This window comes from Meiothermus sp. (assembly GCF_026004115.1).
GTDB lineage: Bacteria > Deinococcota > Deinococci > Deinococcales > Thermaceae > Meiothermus.
The window spans coordinates 2423957-2440261 of the sequence record NZ_BPIM01000001.1 but is presented as its reverse complement, the minus strand read 5'-3'; the positions used below and the strand labels follow the sequence as shown (position 1 = coordinate 2440261).

The following is a 16305-nucleotide window of genomic DNA, read 5'->3' as shown; positions in this document are numbered from 1 at the left end:
TTGATCGCACTCTTCACAGACATGGCTATCCATCCCGGCGACCATCGTTCTGTTCAGGGTACCACCAGACGCAATCACTCCACCCTCAACAAAAAAAGGGGCAGCATGAAAGCTACCCCTCTCAATGCGGCGGCTTACTCGGTACTGACTTCCTGCACCACCTGCTGGTTGGTAGGCACCACCATGCGGAAATGGGCCGCAGGGTCGGCCAGCAGCTTCATCAAACGCTCGGCCTTGTCTTCACGCTCGACATCGCGCAGGGCGTTGAGGTACGCACTCATCAGTTCACGCACATCGGCAATCCCGCGCTCATCGAGCTTCTGAATGGCCACCTTTGCGCCTTTTGCCAGCCGTCGGTGCATGGCCTCTTCGTTGAGACCCATCTCGGGCCAGAAGCGCAGGTAAACCCGCCCGCCGGTCATGCCGGAGCAGATCCAGGGGCCAGGGTCGCCCAGCACCACGGCCCGCCCACGGGTCATGTACTCAAAGGCAAAACCTTTGGCCTGGGCACGGGCTGCAATGTTGCCCAGTTCGTCCTGCACAGGCCGGTCAGGCTCACCCGCCAGCACCACATCGGCCCCTGAAAGGCGAATACAGAACCGGCTGTCGGCCTGCCCCTCCACAATAAGCAAGCCGCCAATTGCGCCGTACGCGAAAGACTTGCCTACCGAGCCATCTACGTACTGGCCAAAAGGGTTGCGCCCCTTGAGGATGGCTACCTTGCCGCCATAGGCGTTCTTGGCGATGCCGTCCTGGGCCCCACCTTCCACCACGATGTCCAGCCCCTCTACGTTGAATGCAGCGATGCCATTCCCGGCCACACTCCCCGCATCAAAGCGCAGCTCAACCCTGGCATCCCACCCTTTGCCGTACAAACGGCGGCGGGCAATCTCGCCGGCCAGGTGGGTCCCTAGGGCACGGTCAGTGGAGCCGACTGGCCCTTCCTGAAAGAGCAGTTCGCGCCCTCCCTCGGCATAGGCATCGGTGACTACCTCGGTAATCGAGCGCGTAAGTTGATTCAAAGGCTTTCGCAGCACGTGGGCCGAGCGTTCGCCCAGCCACTCTGGAGCCGAAACAGGTTCGAAGAAGTAGCTCAGGTCAATTTCTTCGCGATGTCCTTCCTGTGTAAGCAGATCGCTGCGGCCCACCAGGTCACGCAAGCTTGCTGCACCTAAAGCCGCCACCAGACGCCGCAACTCTTTGCCCTTGGCAGCAAAGAAATGTACCAGTTGATCTACCGCTCGAGTCTGTTCCTGGGGCACAAAACGCTTCAGACCGTGGGCCTGGGCCTGCTCCAGGGTCTCGATCTGGGTGGCAATCCCCACATGGCAGGTGTCCATCTGGCACTGGCGGCAAATAGTGCAGCCAATCGCCACCATGGCCATGGTGGCCATGCCCACACGGTCGGCCCCCAGCAACACCATCCGCAGGGTGTCGTAAGCGGTTTTGAGGCCGCCATCGGCCCAGAGCTCCACCTTGTCGCGCATCCCGGCTCGCACCAGTGCCCGGTGAGCGCGGCGCACCCCAATTTCCACCGGAAGGCCGGCGTATTTGAGCGCATGCCAGCGGGCCGCCCCCGTACCTCCCTCAAAGCCCGAGAGCGCAATCACATCGGCCCCAGCCTTAGCGATACCCACCGCAATGGTGCCGATGCCAGGAATAACCGGCACCTTGACCGAGACCTTGGCCTTGGGATTGATGGTTTTGAGCTCTTCTATCAATTGGGCTAGGTCTTCTATGGAGTAGAGGTCGTGGTTGTTGGAAGGCGAAATAAGGTCTACCCCTGGCACGGCGTTGCGGGCCGCCGCTACCTTGGCCGTGACCTTTTTGCCCGGGAGGTGACCGCCCTCTCCAGGTTTAGCCCCCTGACCGATCTTAATCTCAATGAAACCCGCCGAGTTGAGCATATAGGCATGGGCGCCAAAGCGACCCGATGCCACCTGCTGGCCACGCCAGTGGGTGTACTTGCCCAGCATATCGGGGATTTCGCCGCCCTCGCCGTTGATACACACCATGTTGAGCTTTTTGGCAGCCTCGATGTAGGCCCGGAAGCTGGCCTCCCCTTGAGAACCGAAGCTCATGGCGGTGATAACGAAGGGTAGCGAGTGACCGCCCACACTGAGGTCTACTTCTTCGGGGTTGACTTCGGATTTGCTGGCAAACTCAATACCGAGTAGCTGCCGGGCAGCTACCGGTGATTCGTGCTCGAGCCCGCGCACCTTCTCCTGAAAGTGCTCGTAGGGCGATTCGCCCGAAGAGACTTCCATGGCCGCCTTGAAGATGCGGGGGTTGAAGCGGAAGTCTTTGGCCGGCAGGACTTTTTCGGCGTTGAGCAAGTTGAGGCGCTCCAGGAGGGTGCGCTCGAGCTCTAACAACCCATAGCCTGCCTTTTCGGAACCCAGGAAGTTGCGAATGCCAAACAGCTCGGATAGTTCGGGCTTGAGACCGATGGCGCTGAAGATGCGCCCATAGCCACGCACCTCGTGGATGCCCATGGTGGAGATGACCTTCTCCAGGCCCTTCTTGAGGCCCTCGAGCAGGTTCTGCACGCCCAGCGTGCCCTTGGCGGCCTGGGCCTTGTGCTGCATCAGCCAGGGCGCAACTGCATCGGCCCCCAGGCCCAGGCAGACCGCCACATCGTGCAGGTTTCGTACCCCACCCGAGTGGACCAGAAGCGAGGTACAGCGGCGCAGCGAGATGCCTTCTTCATTCCGCGCCTCTTCCAGCGATTTGCCAACTACTGCCAAAGCCAGATACACGTCGAGCCAGATTCCCCCCTCGAAAGCACCCCGGTCGGAGAGCACCAGGAGTTCGGCCCCGTTGCGGGCGGCTTCAACCGCGCTTTCCTGAAGTCGCTTGAGCCCTGCAGCAATGCCTTCTTCTACCGAGAACTGCATGGGCAATACTGCATGTTTGAAACGGCGCAGGGCCTCTTCATAGGTCAGGGTTCCCTGGCCTTGCGCGATGGCGCCTAGCGTGGGAGCGGTCTCTTCCAGCAGCACAGGTACGACCAGCTCTTCAACATGACCTGCCCCCCGCCCATCGGGCAAAGGCCGACGCCCCAGGATGCTGCGGGTGGAGAAATGTTCAATTTCGCGCTCGCGGTCAATGGCGGGGTTGGTTACGACCGCTACGGTCTCCTTGAAGAACTCCGAAAGGTTGGGTTTTTCGGGGTTCAAAGCGGCAATAGGGCCATCGTAGCCGAGCGAGCCAATGGGCTCGTTGCCGTTTTCAGCCAGGGCCTCGAGGTAGCCTGCATCCCAGCGATCCCAGCCATAAGCCCGCTCGAGGTTCAACGAAGGCGGCGCAGGCCTATCTTCGACCTGGGCCTCGCTACCCCCGGCCATGGGAGGAACCGAGCCATAGCGGGGCCCGGCCAGATGGGCTCTGTAGCCCTCGAGGCTATGGGTTTTGGTCAGGATGCGCTCCAATACCTGGCGCTGATGGCGGTCAAAGGGGAAGAGCCGTGTTCCGTCGGGCGTCAGGCGCAGGTACATCTTTTCCCCTGGGGCAAAGGGACGCGGCTCGGCAACAAACTCCTCTACCGTAAAAACCCCCCGCTCCGAGCTGAAGACATACTCCGAGTCGGTCTCGACAAACCACAAGGGACGCAGCCCCATGGCATCGGTACCAAAAACAGCCTCCTCGCGATGGCGCGTGACCAGGGCCGCCGGGCCCTGGGCCAGGGGCCCAAAGCGCTGGCGCAGGTTCATGTACAGGTCTTGCAACGCAGGGGAGTAGTTCTTAATTTCGCCCAGAATGGGTGGAAAAGCCACATCCATGGCCTCGGGCAAGGAAAGGCCAAATCGATAGAGTAGCCCCTCCAGAATCCGGTTCAGGTCTTGCGAGTCGGAGCCCCCGGTGAGCGGGATGCCCAGAAACCGCCCTTCGCGGCGCAGGCGCTCGATGGTGTTGATTTCACCGTTGTGACCCAGCAAGCCAAAGGGCTGTACCGCCTCGAAGGTTGACATGGTGTTGGTGGAGTAGCGGTTGTGGCCCAGGGTGATGGTGGATTTGTACTCCGCCCGCGAGAGCTCCGGGAAGTAGCGCCCCAGAATCTCGGCGGAGCCTCGCACCTTGTAAACGACGGTGGCCGTGGAGAGCGAGACCACATGCACAGGAAAGCGCTGCTCCAGGAGCAACCCCAGTTCCCATAAGGGGCCGTCGCCGTCGGTAGAAAGCCCGGCCACCTGATAAAAGAGTGGCTCGGTGCGCTTGCCTACCGGCCCTAGCACACTGCTGTTGGTCTCCCCTTTGCGCTCCAGAAGCAGCTTGATGCCCCGTTTCGAGCCCTCCACCCGGAACAAATCGAATAGCTCCTGAACCCGGGCGCTTTCGCTCTTGGGTATGAACAGGTGGCCCACGAAAAAACGGGGGTTCTGGGCCAGGTTGCTATCGAGCCCTGCTTCGTACAGGTAGCCCGCCCAAAGTTCGCGCGGGAGATCGGTCTGGATACCGGTGCCATCGCCTTCCCCCCGAATCAAACCGGCCCGGTGGGCCATCTTGTAGAGGCTTTCGATGGTACGCTGCACGTTGGCATGGCTTGGGCGTGCGCTCTTTTCGGCGATTGCAATGATGCCACAAGCATCGCGTCCATTTGGTATACCAGGATATGCCTCACTAAATTTCATCTACCAGACCTCCAGAACTGAGCCAAACGGATGTGGGGGAAGAATCTTCGCATAAGTTTGCGAAGATTTGAAGCAGTATACGAATCACCCTGGCCTGCGTCAATATAAAGGAGGTGGTGTAGGAATCCAGCTATTCGTAGTTCAGGACAAAAATACCCCACTTTGTATCTCTGGTGATACAGTTGGTATAAGGGCAGGTCAATAAAAACCCACCAAGAACGTATTTTCTTGACATTGCTTTACGATTGCTCCTACAATGCAAGGGGGAGCGTTACGCCTAGGAGGTATTGTGGAAACGCTGCGAGTATCCGGCAAGTCACGTCCCAACTCCGTCGCAGGTGCTATCGCTGCGCTGCTGCGCTCCCAGAGCGAGGTCGAGGTTCAAGCCATTGGCCCCGAGGCCGTCAATCAGGCTGTCAAGGCTATCGCAATCGCCAGGGGATATATTGCCCCCGACAACCTGGACTTGATTGTGAAACCGGCTTTCGTAAAGCTCGAGCTCGAGAGCGAGGAGCGCACCGCCCTTCGCTTCACGGTACGTAGCCAACCCCTCCAACCCTAGTTGGTATGTTTGCGCCACGTCCGCTAGAGGCATCTTGAACAAACATCTGCTCTTGTCCTGTGCATCGCTCGGCAGCTACCATATGGTTTCCTGAGGTCGGCCCCAGGCGTCTAAAGGTTGCTCAGAATCAAAACCCGGCTACTCGCCAAATGAACTGCTCCAATTGTGATCTTTTGCACCCAGTCCAGGCAAGTAACCCAGGACTCAGAGCACTCACACAGGGTCTGCTACCTTGTACGTGTAGGAGGGAAGAATGACGATTGCGTTCTTACTGATGATTGTGGTTTTCGTGGCAACGCTGTTTATACAGTTCTGGCTCCAGCGAACCTACGCCCGCTATAGCCGGGTAGCCAACAGCCGGGGGGTGACGGGGGAACAAGTGGCCCGCGCAATACTCGATGCTTATGGGCTGCATAATGTGCGGGTAGAAATGGTGCCGGGCGCTCTGACCGACCACTACGACCCCATCGCCAAGGCAGTACGCCTCTCTGAACCCAACTTTCACTCTCCCTCGGCTGCCGCCCTCGCCGTAGCGGCGCACGAGGTGGGACATGCCATCCAGGATGCCAAGAGCTATGCCTGGTTGCGGGTTCGGCACAGCATTCTGCCGGTAGCCAACATTGGCAGTATGTTTGGCCCCTGGATTTTCATTGCCGGGATGTTCATGGGGGCCACCGGCCTGATGAGCATTGGTATCTGGCTCTTTGCCGCCGCCGCCTTATTCCAGCTCGTGACCCTGCCGGTAGAGTTCGATGCCTCCAACCGGGCCTTGAACATCCTCAAAAAGATGAATTTCTTGGACAACAGCGAGATGGGAGGTGCCCGGGCCGTCTTGACCGCCGCCGCCATGACCTACGTGGCCGCCCTGGCCAACTCGCTGGCCACCATCCTGCACTACGTTGCCATCATGATGTCCAACCGCGAGTGAACCAGATCCCATACAGGGTTAGCCCCGCTTGCTGCGGGGCTTTTGTTTGGGCCAATCTTGCTTCAATAGGGCGTAAAGAGCCATATCCTGCGGCTTGCCGTGCAGCCAGACTTCCTGGCGCAAAATGCCCTCGAGCATAAATCCTAACCGCTCGGGAATGGCCCGGCTCCTGAGGTTCTTGGTGTGGGCCCTGATCTCCAGGCGGCCCAGGCCCATCTCAAAAAATGCATAATTTATCAGCGCTTCCACTCCTCGAGTCATTAGCCCTTTACCCTCAAAAGCTGCGCCCAACCAGTAGCCAATCTCGGCCGTACGGTGAGGGAGCACTATGTTAAACAAGGTGAGCGTTCCGGCCAGCTTTCCCCGATGCCAGACCGTGAGGGGTAGTTGTTCGCCCCTGGCCAAGCCATCCAGGGCTCCCTGAATGTAGGCTTTGGTATCTTCAAATGTACTATTGTCATCTACCCACGGCAACCAGCGCCGCAGATGCTTTCGATTGGCGTCGGTGAGAGCGAACAATGCTTCGGCATAGTGTGGCAGCAGCAAGCGGAGTTCGCTGTGCTCGTCGAGCAGATAGCTGAACATGGATACAAGAATAAGACCTCGACTCTCTCAATCGCATTGCCGAGTAGGAATTTGTAGTTCTGATGGGACGGTTTCCTCTTCCAACGAAGCATCGCGCGGCCTATCATGTACGAAAGCATATCCTGGAGCGCCGCGCCGCTCATAATCAAAGAAGTCGACTCTATCAGCTTGATCTTCGGATAGCCCACTCCTCGTCGGTGATGGCGTAGAGGGCGTGGTCGCAGGGCTTGCCGTGCAGTGTACCGTCGTTGCGCAGCAGACCTTCTAGTTGCAGGCCCAGCCGCTCCGGAATGGCCCGGCTACGCAGGTTGTCCACATGTACTTTGACCTGAATCCGGCGCAGGCCGACTTCACCAATTGCGTAGTCGAGCAGTGCTCGGACGCTGCGGGTCATCAGGCCCAGGCCCTCGAATTCCTGGCCCAGCCAGTATCCGATCTCGGCCTTCCGGGCGGCCTGGTCGAGGTCGTACAGACCCACCACTCCGGCTACGCTACCCTTATGCCAGATCGAGAGGCTGTAGCCCTGGCCAGCGGCCAGCGCCTCCAGTCGGCCGCGAATAAAACTCGATATAAACGAGACATCGCGGGCACTATCCACCCAGGCCAGCCACCGGCGCAGGTAGGTGCGGTTACGGTCAGCCAGCGCATAAAGCGCCTCGGCATGGTGAGCTTGCAGCAATCGCAATTCGCTGTCTTCGTCCAGGCGGTAGGCAAGCATCTATATGCCCACCTTCCATTTGGGGCCTTCACGGGTGTCCTCGACCACCACCCCCAGTTCGGTCAGGCGATCCCGAATGCGGTCCGACAGGGCAAAATTGCGGTTGCGGCGAGACTCTTCCCGGATATCCAGCAGTAAGTTGACCAGGCCCTCGAGCAAAGCGCCCCCCAGCTGGTTTTGTAGCACTCGAGCAGGAAACAGCCCCAACACCCCCTCACCCAATTCCGAGAAAACCTTTTCGGCTTTTTGCAGGCTCTCTCTGCCGGGCCGCCCGGTCAGGGCTTTATTGAGTTCGGTGACGAAGTTAAACAGCGCGGCTATGGCCTGGGGGGTATTCAGATCGTCGTCCAGGGCTTCAGCAAAAGCGCGTTGCACCTCTTCCACCGCATGTTCCAGACCTGAATGTCTGCCACTCGGCGCAGTATGGATGAGCCGGTGCACCTCCCGGTAGGCGTTCAGCAGGCGCAGGTAGCCGTTTTTGGCTGCCTCCAAACCTTCGTCGGTAAAGTCCAGTACGCTGCGGTAGTGGCTGTTGAGCAGGTAAAACCGTATGTACATCGGCTCGTACTTAGCCCGTAGCTCGGACAGCGAAACCAGATTACCGGTGCTCTTGGCCATTTTTTGCCCGTTCAGAAGCACGTGGTAGTGGTGCATCCAGTAGCGGGCAAAAGGGTGTCCTGCGGCCTCAGCCTGGGCAATTTCGGCCTCGTGGTGGGGAAATTGTAGGTCTACGCCCCCCGCGTGAATGTCGAAGCCATCCCCCAGGTATTTGAGGCTCATGGCCGAGCACTCGATGTGCCAGCCGGGGAAGCCCACCCCCCAGGGCGAGTTCCAGCGCATGAGGTGCTCGGGGTCGGCCCGCTTCCACAGGGCAAAGTCGCGGGGATCTTCCTTTTCCTCGCGCACCTCGACCCGCGCCCCGGCCTCCTGCTCCTCGATATCGCGGTTGGACAGCTTGCCAAACTCGGGCCAGCTTCGGACACGAAAATACACCGAGCCGTTGGCTACATAGGCGTGGCCCCGCTTGACCAGGGTTTCGGTCAGCTCGATCTGCTCGGGAATGTGCCCGGCAGCCCTGGGGGTGATGTCGGGGCGCAGCACGTTCAGGGCCTGCATCTCGTCGAAGTAGCTCCACATGTATTTTTCGGCTACTTCCATGGGCTCCAGACGAAGGAGCTTGGCGCGGCGCTGGATTTTGTCCTCGCCCTCGTCGGCATCGTCGGTAAGATGGCCCACGTCGGTAATGTTGGAAACGAAGCGCACCTTGTAGCCCTGGTACCGCAACCAGCGCCGCAGCACGTCGTAGACGATGGGGCCCCGGGCGTGCCCGAGGTGGGGGTCGGAATAAACCGTAGGGCCGCAGACGTAAATACCTACGTAGCCGGGCGTGGCCGGAACGAAGGTCTGTTTGGCCCTGGCAAGGGTGTTATAGATTTGTAAAGGCATTGAGGTGCTCCATTCTTGGAGTAGATTTGGGCATTTTTAGCCCGGCGGTGGTGAAGGAATAGCTATGAAAAAAGCCGGGTTGGTGGCCCCAGGCGCACCATAACCCCGGCGGGTTGACACACTTAACATCGCGGAACAAACATCATGGGTAGAGTATAGCACCTCAAGCCGCGGTGCAGCGTTCCTTGAGGCCGCGCAACAGATCGTCGATGTTTTCCTGCATGAGTTTTTTGACCAGCTTTTGCAGCAATCCACCAAAGATGGGGATATTGAGTTCGTACTCGAGCCTAAGCACCGCCCGGGTGCCCTCACCCTCGGGCAAGAAGGTCCAAGAACCACGGTAGACATCAAAGTCGCCCTCCTTGCTGTCGAATTCGTTGCGCAGCTCGGCATCAAACCAGCGCTCGTCCTCGATCCAGTGGACTTTTTTACCCATAGCGACCGCCACAAACCTGGTGCGCGAGGTGCTTCCGTGGTCTTCCAGCACCTCCAGGGTTTCCACATCCTTGAGGTAGGGCTTGAGGCCCGCGAGATCCCGCGCGGCGGCGTACACCTCTTGGGGGGATTTGGGAATGAAAAGTTCAGACACCACTTCCGGCATAGCGCTAGTTTACATGAGGGCCCTTGGGTTCGGCCCAATTCGTTTGATGCTTAGACAACCTGAAGCCTTCTAGGTCTGAAAAACGGAAGGTGTTTTCAGGTCTACGCCCTTGCAAGTGGGCTTAATTGAGGCCTCCTGGTAGGAGTTATACCAGATTCGGTTAGTTCGTCACTGAAGGGTGACGAACTAACCCGACCGAAGGGAGACGCTTTCTTCGCCGACCGACAGGGAGGGGTGTGCTCTAGGATTCAAAAAGACAGCCTCTGGTGTTTTTAGTTTTGTAAGCTGTCTTTTTGAATCCGGTATTAGGCCATCAAATCGTCGGGGATTGCTCCGCAAGCATGCGGCTCCTCGCAATGACGCTTTTTACCAGGAGAAGACTTCCTTGAGCGGCCATCTGGCTATTGGCCATATCCTGCATTTTCGACCCAAATCACCTGGCCGTAGGGTAGGCTGATGGGCATGTCTGCCAGTTTTGAGGAAAAGTTGCGGCGCTTCGCCGAAGTTGCGGTCAAGGTAGGGGTGGGACTCCAACCCGGTCAGAAACTTTTTGTGAACGCCAACATCGAGGCGCTGCCGCTCACCCGCCTGGTGGTAGAGGAGGCCTACAAGGCGGGCTCGAGGCTGGTGGTAACCCAGCTCTACGACGAGCAGCTCAACCTGGCGCGGTATCGCCATGCGCCGCGGGATTCCTTCCAGGAGTATGCAGCTTTCATGGTTGAAGCGCGGCTCAAGGCCCTGGACGAAGGCTACGCCTGGCTGAGCATCCTGGCCGATGACCCGGAAATCCTGCGCGGGCAAGACCCCGAGCTGATTCGCCAGGTCTCGCAAACCGCCGCCCGGTTCAGCAAGCCTTTCTCGGAACGCATCAGCGGCTTTGCCACCAACTGGTGCATCATTGGCGCCGCCTCGCCGCGCTGGGCCCAACTGGTTTTCCCCAACACCCCCCCGTCCCGGCAGATGCAACAGCTTTGGGAGGCTATTTTCAAGGTGAGCCGGGTGGATCAAGCCGATCCGATAGCAGCCTGGAAGGCGCATACCGACAACCTCGAGCGCCGCGTGCAGCAGCTCAACGCCAGGCGCTACGCCGCTTTGCACTTCCGGGGGCCGGGCACCGACCTGTATGTGGGACTGGCCGAAGGGCATGTATGGGCTGGGGGAGCAGGACAGGCCCAAAACGGGGCGCGGTGCATTCCCAACATGCCAACCGAAGAGGTGTTCACCACCCCCCACCGCGAGCGGGTGGAGGGATGGGTGCAAAGTACCAAGCCCCTGAGCCTGCATGGCAACTTGCTCGAGGGCATCCGGGTTCGCTTTGCACAGGGCCGGGTAGTGGAGGCCCAGGCCGAAAAGGGCCAGGAGATTTTGCAGCACCTGCTCCAGACCGACGAGGGTGCCCAGCGTTTGGGCGAGGTAGCCCTGGTGCCCCATAGCTCGCCCATCTCCCAGACTGGGTTGCTTTTCTACGAAGCCCTCTACGACGAAAACGCGGCCAGTCACATTGCTCTGGGCGCCAGCTACGACGAATGCCTGGAGGGGGGTCATGGCCTCACCCCAGAACAAAAACGGGCCGCAGGGGCCAACGATAGCCTGATTCACATAGACTGGATGATTGGCTCTGAGCACGTAGATGTTGATGGCATTACCCCAAGCGGCCTGGCCGAGCCCTTGATGCGAGGAGGGGAATGGGTGGATTAAAGCTCCATGACCGTTGTTTGGTCTACTAATCTCGCAACTTGTACCGCTTTCTCTTCGCCAAATTGAGGCTTCTGGTCACGGCCTTTTTTCTGATGAGCGTCTCTACGAGAGGACGCTCCGACTGATAGACTTGAAGCAGAGCGGAGGGATTGTATGAGCTGCAATCGGCCAGGCCGCGGTGCTCTCGAGTTTCACGTATCCAAAAGTGCACGGGATTATTACCAGTTCGACCTCTCGCTGTTTTCGCTGAGTGGAAACGTAATCTTCGCCAGCTTCCAGGCCGCACGGCGCTTTGCCGAGGCCATGAACGCCAAGCGCGACCTGGTGCGCCACCCGGAGCAGGCCGTGAGCGCCAGCCAGATTAATGCCATGGGCCTGATTGACGAGATGCTGCACTTTGTGGTGCGGCAATATCTGGAGCAGCATCCAGGTGTGCTGCAGCAAGCCCTTTCTGTGTTGGAAAAGAGCGTCGGCCCGGACGAGTTGGAAAAAGCCCTGCGCTCGTTTGCTACCGAGTTTCCGCCCATCCGGGTCTACCGGGGCGAGATCACCTTGGAAGAGTACCTTTTGGATACCACTGAGGGCCGCTCCAACCGCGAGATTCTGCTGGAAGAGATGCTCATGCTCTGGATGGCCAATGCCAACCCGGCCTTCAGCCCCTTTAGCGAGTTATTCGAGGACGGCAACCTCGAGCGCACCACCGCCTACCTGTCCATCATCCAGAGCCTGGAAACCTTCTTCGAGGGCCAACCGCCCTTCGGCGAAACCGGCCTCTCCCTGTTCAAAACCCTGCGGCTGCCGGCCCTGCAGCACCCCGACTCCCTCGAGGCCCAGCTTCAGTTCTTACTGAAGCGCTTTGCGGGCAGCCTGGGGCGCTTCTACTACCGGATGCTCGTTGGCCTGGATGTGGTTCGCGAGGAGGGGCGCTCGTTTGCGGTGCCCATCCACTTCGACCAGCCGGGGGGTGGGGGTGGAGAAAGCGAGCTGCTGGATATACGGCGGCTAGCTCTAGAACCTGAGCCCGAAGCCTTTAGCGCCGACCTGGACTGGATGCCCCGCTGCGTGCTGATTGCCAAAAACGTCTTTGTCTGGCTGGATCAGCTCTCTAAAAAATACCGCCGCGAGATCGCCACCCTCGACCAGATTCCCGAGGAAGAGCTCGAGCTCCTGCAAAGCTGGGGCGTGACCGGGCTGTGGCTGATTGGGCTGTGGGAGCGCAGCAAGGCTTCCAAACGCATCAAGCAGATGATGGGCAACCCCGACGCAGTGGCCTCGGCCTACTCGCTCTACGACTATGTGATTGCAAAGGATCTGGGCGGCGAGGCAGCAGTCGAGATACTGCGACAAAAAGCCACCCGGCGCGGCATCCGCCTGGCCTCGGACATGGTGCCCAACCATGTGGGGATTGATGGGCGCTGGGTTATAGAGCACCCCAACTGGTTTATCAGTCTCTCCTATCCCCCTTACCCAAATTACACCTTTAATGGGCCGGATTTATCGGAGGATGCGCGGGTGAGCATCTTCCTGGAAGACCACTACTACGATAAATCCGACGCGGCGGTGGTGTTCAAGCGGGTAGATAGGCACACAGGCGAGGTTCATTACATTTATCACGGCAACGACGGCACCGCCATGCCCTGGAACGACACGGCCCAGCTCAACTACCTCAACCCCGAGGTGCGCGAGGCGGTAATCCAGACCATACTGCACGTGGCCCGGCAGTTTCCCATCATCCGCTTCGACGCCGCCATGACCCTGGCCAAGCGCCACATCCAGCGGCTGTGGTGGCCGGAGCCGGGCGGCTCGCCCTGGGGGGCCTCCATTCCGAGTCGGGCCGAGCACGCCATGACCAAAGAGCAGTTCGATGCCGCTATGCCGGTGGAGTTCTGGCGCGAGGTGGTGGATCGGGTTGCCCAAGAGGCACCCGACACCCTGCTTCTGGCCGAAGCCTTCTGGATGATGGAAGGCTACTTCGTGCGTACCCTGGGGATGCACCGGGTCTACAACTCGGCCTTCATGAACATGCTGCGCGACGAGAAAAACGCCGAGTACCGGCAGATCATGAAAAACACCCTCGAGTTCGAACCGGAAATCCTGAAGCGCTTTGTGAACTTCCTGAACAACCCCGACGAAAAAACCGCCGTAGAACAGTTCGGCAAGGGCGATAAGTATTTTGGAGTCATGACCCTATGCGCCACCCTACCGGGCTTGCCCATGCTCGGCCACGGGCAGGTGGAGGGCTTTACCGAGCGCTACGGAATGGAGTATCGCCGGGCCTACTACGACGAGACCCCCGACCAGGGTCTGGTGGATTACCACTACCAGCAAATCTTTCCCCTGCTCAAGAAGCGCTACCTATTTGCCGAAGTGGAGAACTTTGTGCTCTATGACGCGCTGGCTGGGGAGGCCGTCAACGAGGATGTGTTTGTCTACTCGAACCGGGCCGGTAGCGAACGGGCGCTGGTGGCCTACCACAACAAAAACACCCATGTCTCGGTCTGGGTGCGGCGCTCGGTGGGTCAGCCTTTCAAGACCCCTCAGGGGCGCGAAACCCGACAGGTGGGCCTGGGGGAGGGGCTGCAACTGAGCTTTGACCGGCGCACCTTCAGCATTTTCCGCGACCGGGTTACGGGCCTCGAGTTCATTCGCAACAACCAGGAACTGCACGAGGAGGGGCTCTACCTCGAGCTCGGCCCCTACCAGCGCAAGGTGTTTCTGGACTGGCGCGAGGTCTACGACCAGGACGGCACCTACGCCCGGCTGGCCCAGATGCTGGGCGGGCAAGGCGTCCCCAGCCTGGACGAAGCCCGGCAGGAACTCTGGCTCGAGCCCATCCTGCGGCCCTTCCGCGAGCTGGTGAACCCTACCCTGTTCCGCAAGCTGTTGGAAGGCGACAGCACACTGGACGAGGCCCTGCAGGAAGAAGTGCAAGGCAGGCTGCTGGCGCTGTACCGGGGCATTGACCAGCATCTGAGCAGCAAACCCGCCCTGTTGCCAGTGCAGCAAGTGCTGGGTCGCCTGGAAGGGGCGCTAAAGGTAGTGGAGCGGAGTGACCTGATCGTGAGCGGTGCCCTGCTGGGCTGGGTTTTCACCCACGGGCTGGGCAAGGCCGAAGAGAGCCGCGCCCACCTCGACGAGTGGCGCCTCGGACGTGTTCTGGAGCAAACCCTGGCCGAGCTGGGCCTGGGCGAAGCAGATGCGCGGCGCGCGGTGGGCCTGGTCAGGCTACTCTTGGCTCATCCCGAGCTGGCGCAAAACCCAGTGCTGTTGAATCGGCAGATGGATGGTCTGTTCCAAGACCCAGAGGTGCAGGGCTTTTTGAAGGTCAACCGTTTCGACGGCGCAGTGTACTTCAACCGAGAGGCCCATCAAGCCTGGCTCAAGGGGCTGAGCCAGATGTCCTTGACATTGGCCACTTCCGAGGGTGAGACCCCCACTCAGGTCAAGAAGGAGCGCAAAGCCTGGGCGGCCCTGGTCGCAAAACTAGACAAGGCCGCCGAGTCGTCTGGTTATGTGGTCGATCAATACCTGGCGCGAATTGCGCCCAGGAAAGCCACCCCGCGCAAGGCCAGGGCTACCCCTCGCGAGGCTACGGAGCGCACAAGAGCTCGAGCCTCTGGCAAGCCTGCAGCTTCTGCAGCCGCGAAAACCAAAGAACCTCGAAAGGCTTCCGCCAGAAGTGCTTCTTATACCCCTACAAAAACGGCTACACCGGAGACGCAAACCTCGAAAGGTTCGTTCAGAGCCAGGGCCGCCAAAGCCGAAAAGCCCAAAACCAAAGGCCCGGCTTCATCGGTCAGCAAAGCCAGGAGTTCCCCAGCCAAACCCTCTCCTGACGACCTGACCCGCATCAAAGGCATCGGGCCCAAAATGTCGGCAGCCCTGCAAGCGGCAGGCATTACCACCTTTGCCCAGCTTGCCAAGGCCCAACCAGAAACCCTGAGCGCCGCCCTGGCCGCCGCCAATCTGCGCTTTGCCCCAAGCCTCTCCACCTGGGCCAAACAAGCCGCCTATCTGGCCAAAGGCGACGAGAAAGGCTTTGCCGCCTACATCCAAAAACTCACCGCCGGACAGGAGTAGCAGGCCCACCCCCGCAGACCTTCTTGCTTTCGACCTTTAGCTTTGGGCTTTGGGCTGTAATTCCGTGATCTCGGGCTGCAGGTTGAGCTTGGCGATATAATCCAGATAATCGGCCTCGCTCAAAGGATGCTTCCCCGCCACCGCCACAATAAAAGCCTCCATCACGTTGGTGCCAAAGCTGCGGCCATCCAGGCGGGGGGTGGTGGTGATCAGCCGGGCCACGCCCCGGGTTCGCATGAACTCGAGGTCGTCGGGGGTGGTGGTGTTGGTCAGGATAATCTTGCCCTGCATATGCTCGGGCATGAAGCGGCGCATGAAGTGCCAGTCGCCCGCAATCACATCGGCCCACTCAAAATAGCGCTGCCGCCAGTCCTTCACCTGCTTTTCCTGTTTTTCGCCGGTGGGGTACAGCCACTGGAAGGGCAGTTGGGTGATGATGGGGAGCAGAATATAGGCAATTTTTTGCAGCAGCGACAGCCGATAGAGAGGAATGGGTAGCCCCAGCCCAAAAATCAGGTCGCCGTATAGCGCCCTGGCCCCCGCCTCATCGAGCGCCTCGGCCAACCCAAAGCGATCTACCGCGCTGGGAATAAGCACCTTCTTGCTCTTCCAGCCCATCTCGGGCTCGAGCAGCCTTACCGCATTGCGCTCGAGGGTGTGTTTGAGCCCCGAGCCGTCCAGCATGGGGGTTTTGCGGGCCGCATCGGCCATGCGCTGGGCATCGCGGAAGGTGTAGCGGCGGCTGCCGGCGTATACATACAGGTCGGCTCCTCCCAGGCCAAACGCATCCACCTTGCCGTCGAGTTCCCTAACCAGTTCAATGGCCTTTTCCCAGCTCCCATCGGTGCCGATGCGCTCGAGCACAAAGGTCTCACCCAGGCTCTCCACATGGATTTCGGCCCTGGAGTTGCGCTTGGAGGAACCGATGGAAATGCTTACTACATGTTTGGGCATGGCTCACAGTCTACTACTGCGCCCGGTGACGTCCAGAGACTCATACAACCACTCAACGCATCGCTTAGCCACCACGAGACCCTCGCACCAACCAGGAGTTGT

At 59.7% G+C, this 16305-nt stretch carries 10 protein-coding genes; 4 read left to right on the top strand and 6 right to left on the bottom strand.

Translation table 11 applies throughout. From position 1 onward, the window contains the following. Positions 1-134 precede the first annotated feature (134 nt). Entirely contained in the window at positions 135-4631 is a 4497-nt protein-coding gene (locus Q0X23_RS11820) for a glutamate synthase-related protein (RefSeq protein ID WP_297860471.1), read from the bottom strand. 289 nt (positions 4632-4920) lie between these two features. Here Q0X23_RS11820 and Q0X23_RS11815 point away from each other — a divergent pair, with 289 nt between their 5' ends. Together Q0X23_RS11815 and Q0X23_RS11810 are read left to right on the top strand one after the other, a co-directional pair. Beyond that, entirely contained in the window at positions 4921-5193 is a 273-nt protein-coding gene (locus tag Q0X23_RS11815; RefSeq protein WP_013014065.1) for a stage V sporulation protein S, read from the top strand. 253 nt (positions 5194-5446) lie between these two features. After that, a complete protein-coding gene (locus Q0X23_RS11810) occupies positions 5447-6121 on the top strand; it encodes a zinc metallopeptidase (protein ID WP_297860470.1) in 675 nt (224 codons plus the stop codon). Positions 6122-6139: 18 nt separating this feature from the next. Here Q0X23_RS11810 and Q0X23_RS11805 read toward each other — a convergent pair whose 3' ends face one another. The 4 genes from Q0X23_RS11805 to Q0X23_RS11790 form a co-directional block, all read right to left on the bottom strand. Continuing rightward, positions 6140-6706 (bottom strand): GNAT family N-acetyltransferase, encoded by a 567-nt coding sequence (locus tag Q0X23_RS11805; RefSeq protein ID WP_297860469.1) that lies wholly within the window; start codon positions 6704-6706, stop codon positions 6140-6142. A 163-nt stretch (positions 6707-6869) separates the two neighbouring features. Then, complete coding sequence (locus Q0X23_RS11800) at positions 6870-7424, bottom strand: GNAT family N-acetyltransferase (protein WP_297860468.1); 555 nt, start codon at positions 7422-7424, stop codon at positions 6870-6872. Further along, positions 7425-8870 (bottom strand): cysteine--tRNA ligase, encoded by a 1446-nt coding sequence (gene cysS, locus Q0X23_RS11795; RefSeq protein WP_297860467.1) that lies wholly within the window; start codon positions 8868-8870, stop codon positions 7425-7427. It abuts the gene before it with no gap. Positions 8871-9033: 163 nt separating this feature from the next. Next, a complete protein-coding gene (locus Q0X23_RS11790) occupies positions 9034-9471 on the bottom strand; it encodes a type II toxin-antitoxin system RatA family toxin (RefSeq protein ID WP_297860466.1) in 438 nt (145 codons plus the stop codon). A gap of 462 nt (positions 9472-9933) precedes the next feature. Between Q0X23_RS11790 and Q0X23_RS11785 the strand changes: the two genes are divergently transcribed. Both Q0X23_RS11785 and Q0X23_RS11780 read left to right on the top strand, forming a co-directional pair. Next, positions 9934-11169 (top strand): aminopeptidase, encoded by a 1236-nt coding sequence (locus Q0X23_RS11785; RefSeq protein WP_297860465.1) that lies wholly within the window; start codon positions 9934-9936, stop codon positions 11167-11169. A 153-nt stretch (positions 11170-11322) separates the two neighbouring features. Beyond that, a complete protein-coding gene (locus tag Q0X23_RS11780; RefSeq protein WP_297860464.1) occupies positions 11323-15249 on the top strand; it encodes a DUF4332 domain-containing protein in 3927 nt (1308 codons plus the stop codon). 36 nt (positions 15250-15285) lie between these two features. Here Q0X23_RS11780 and Q0X23_RS11775 read toward each other — a convergent pair whose 3' ends face one another. Beyond that, on the bottom strand, positions 15286-16203 hold the full coding sequence (locus Q0X23_RS11775) for a quinate 5-dehydrogenase (protein WP_297860463.1): 918 nt from the start codon (positions 16201-16203) through the stop codon (positions 15286-15288). Between the last annotated feature and the right edge of the window lie 102 nt (positions 16204-16305).

What these genes read in the sequence shown, in the direction of transcription:
- Q0X23_RS11785 (WP_297860465.1), top strand. Translation starts at nt 9,934, where the DNA reads ATGTCTGCCAGTTTTGAGGAAAAGTTGCGGCGCTTCGCCGAAGTTGCG.
- Q0X23_RS11790 (WP_297860466.1), bottom strand. Translation starts at nt 9,471, where the DNA reads ATGCCGGAAGTGGTGTCTGAACTTTTCATTCCCAAATCCCCCCAAGAG.
- Q0X23_RS11820 (WP_297860471.1), bottom strand. Translation starts at nt 4,631, where the DNA reads ATGAAATTTAGTGAGGCATATCCTGGTATACCAAATGGACGCGATGCT.
- Q0X23_RS11810 (WP_297860470.1), top strand. Translation starts at nt 5,447, where the DNA reads ATGACGATTGCGTTCTTACTGATGATTGTGGTTTTCGTGGCAACGCTG.
- Q0X23_RS11780 (WP_297860464.1), top strand. Translation starts at nt 11,323, where the DNA reads ATGAGCTGCAATCGGCCAGGCCGCGGTGCTCTCGAGTTTCACGTATCC.
- Q0X23_RS11800 (WP_297860468.1), bottom strand. Translation starts at nt 7,424, where the DNA reads ATGCTTGCCTACCGCCTGGACGAAGACAGCGAATTGCGATTGCTGCAA.
- Q0X23_RS11805 (WP_297860469.1), bottom strand. Translation starts at nt 6,706, where the DNA reads ATGTTCAGCTATCTGCTCGACGAGCACAGCGAACTCCGCTTGCTGCTG.
- cysS (WP_297860467.1), bottom strand. Translation starts at nt 8,870, where the DNA reads ATGCCTTTACAAATCTATAACACCCTTGCCAGGGCCAAACAGACCTTC.
- Q0X23_RS11775 (WP_297860463.1), bottom strand. Translation starts at nt 16,203, where the DNA reads ATGCCCAAACATGTAGTAAGCATTTCCATCGGTTCCTCCAAGCGCAAC.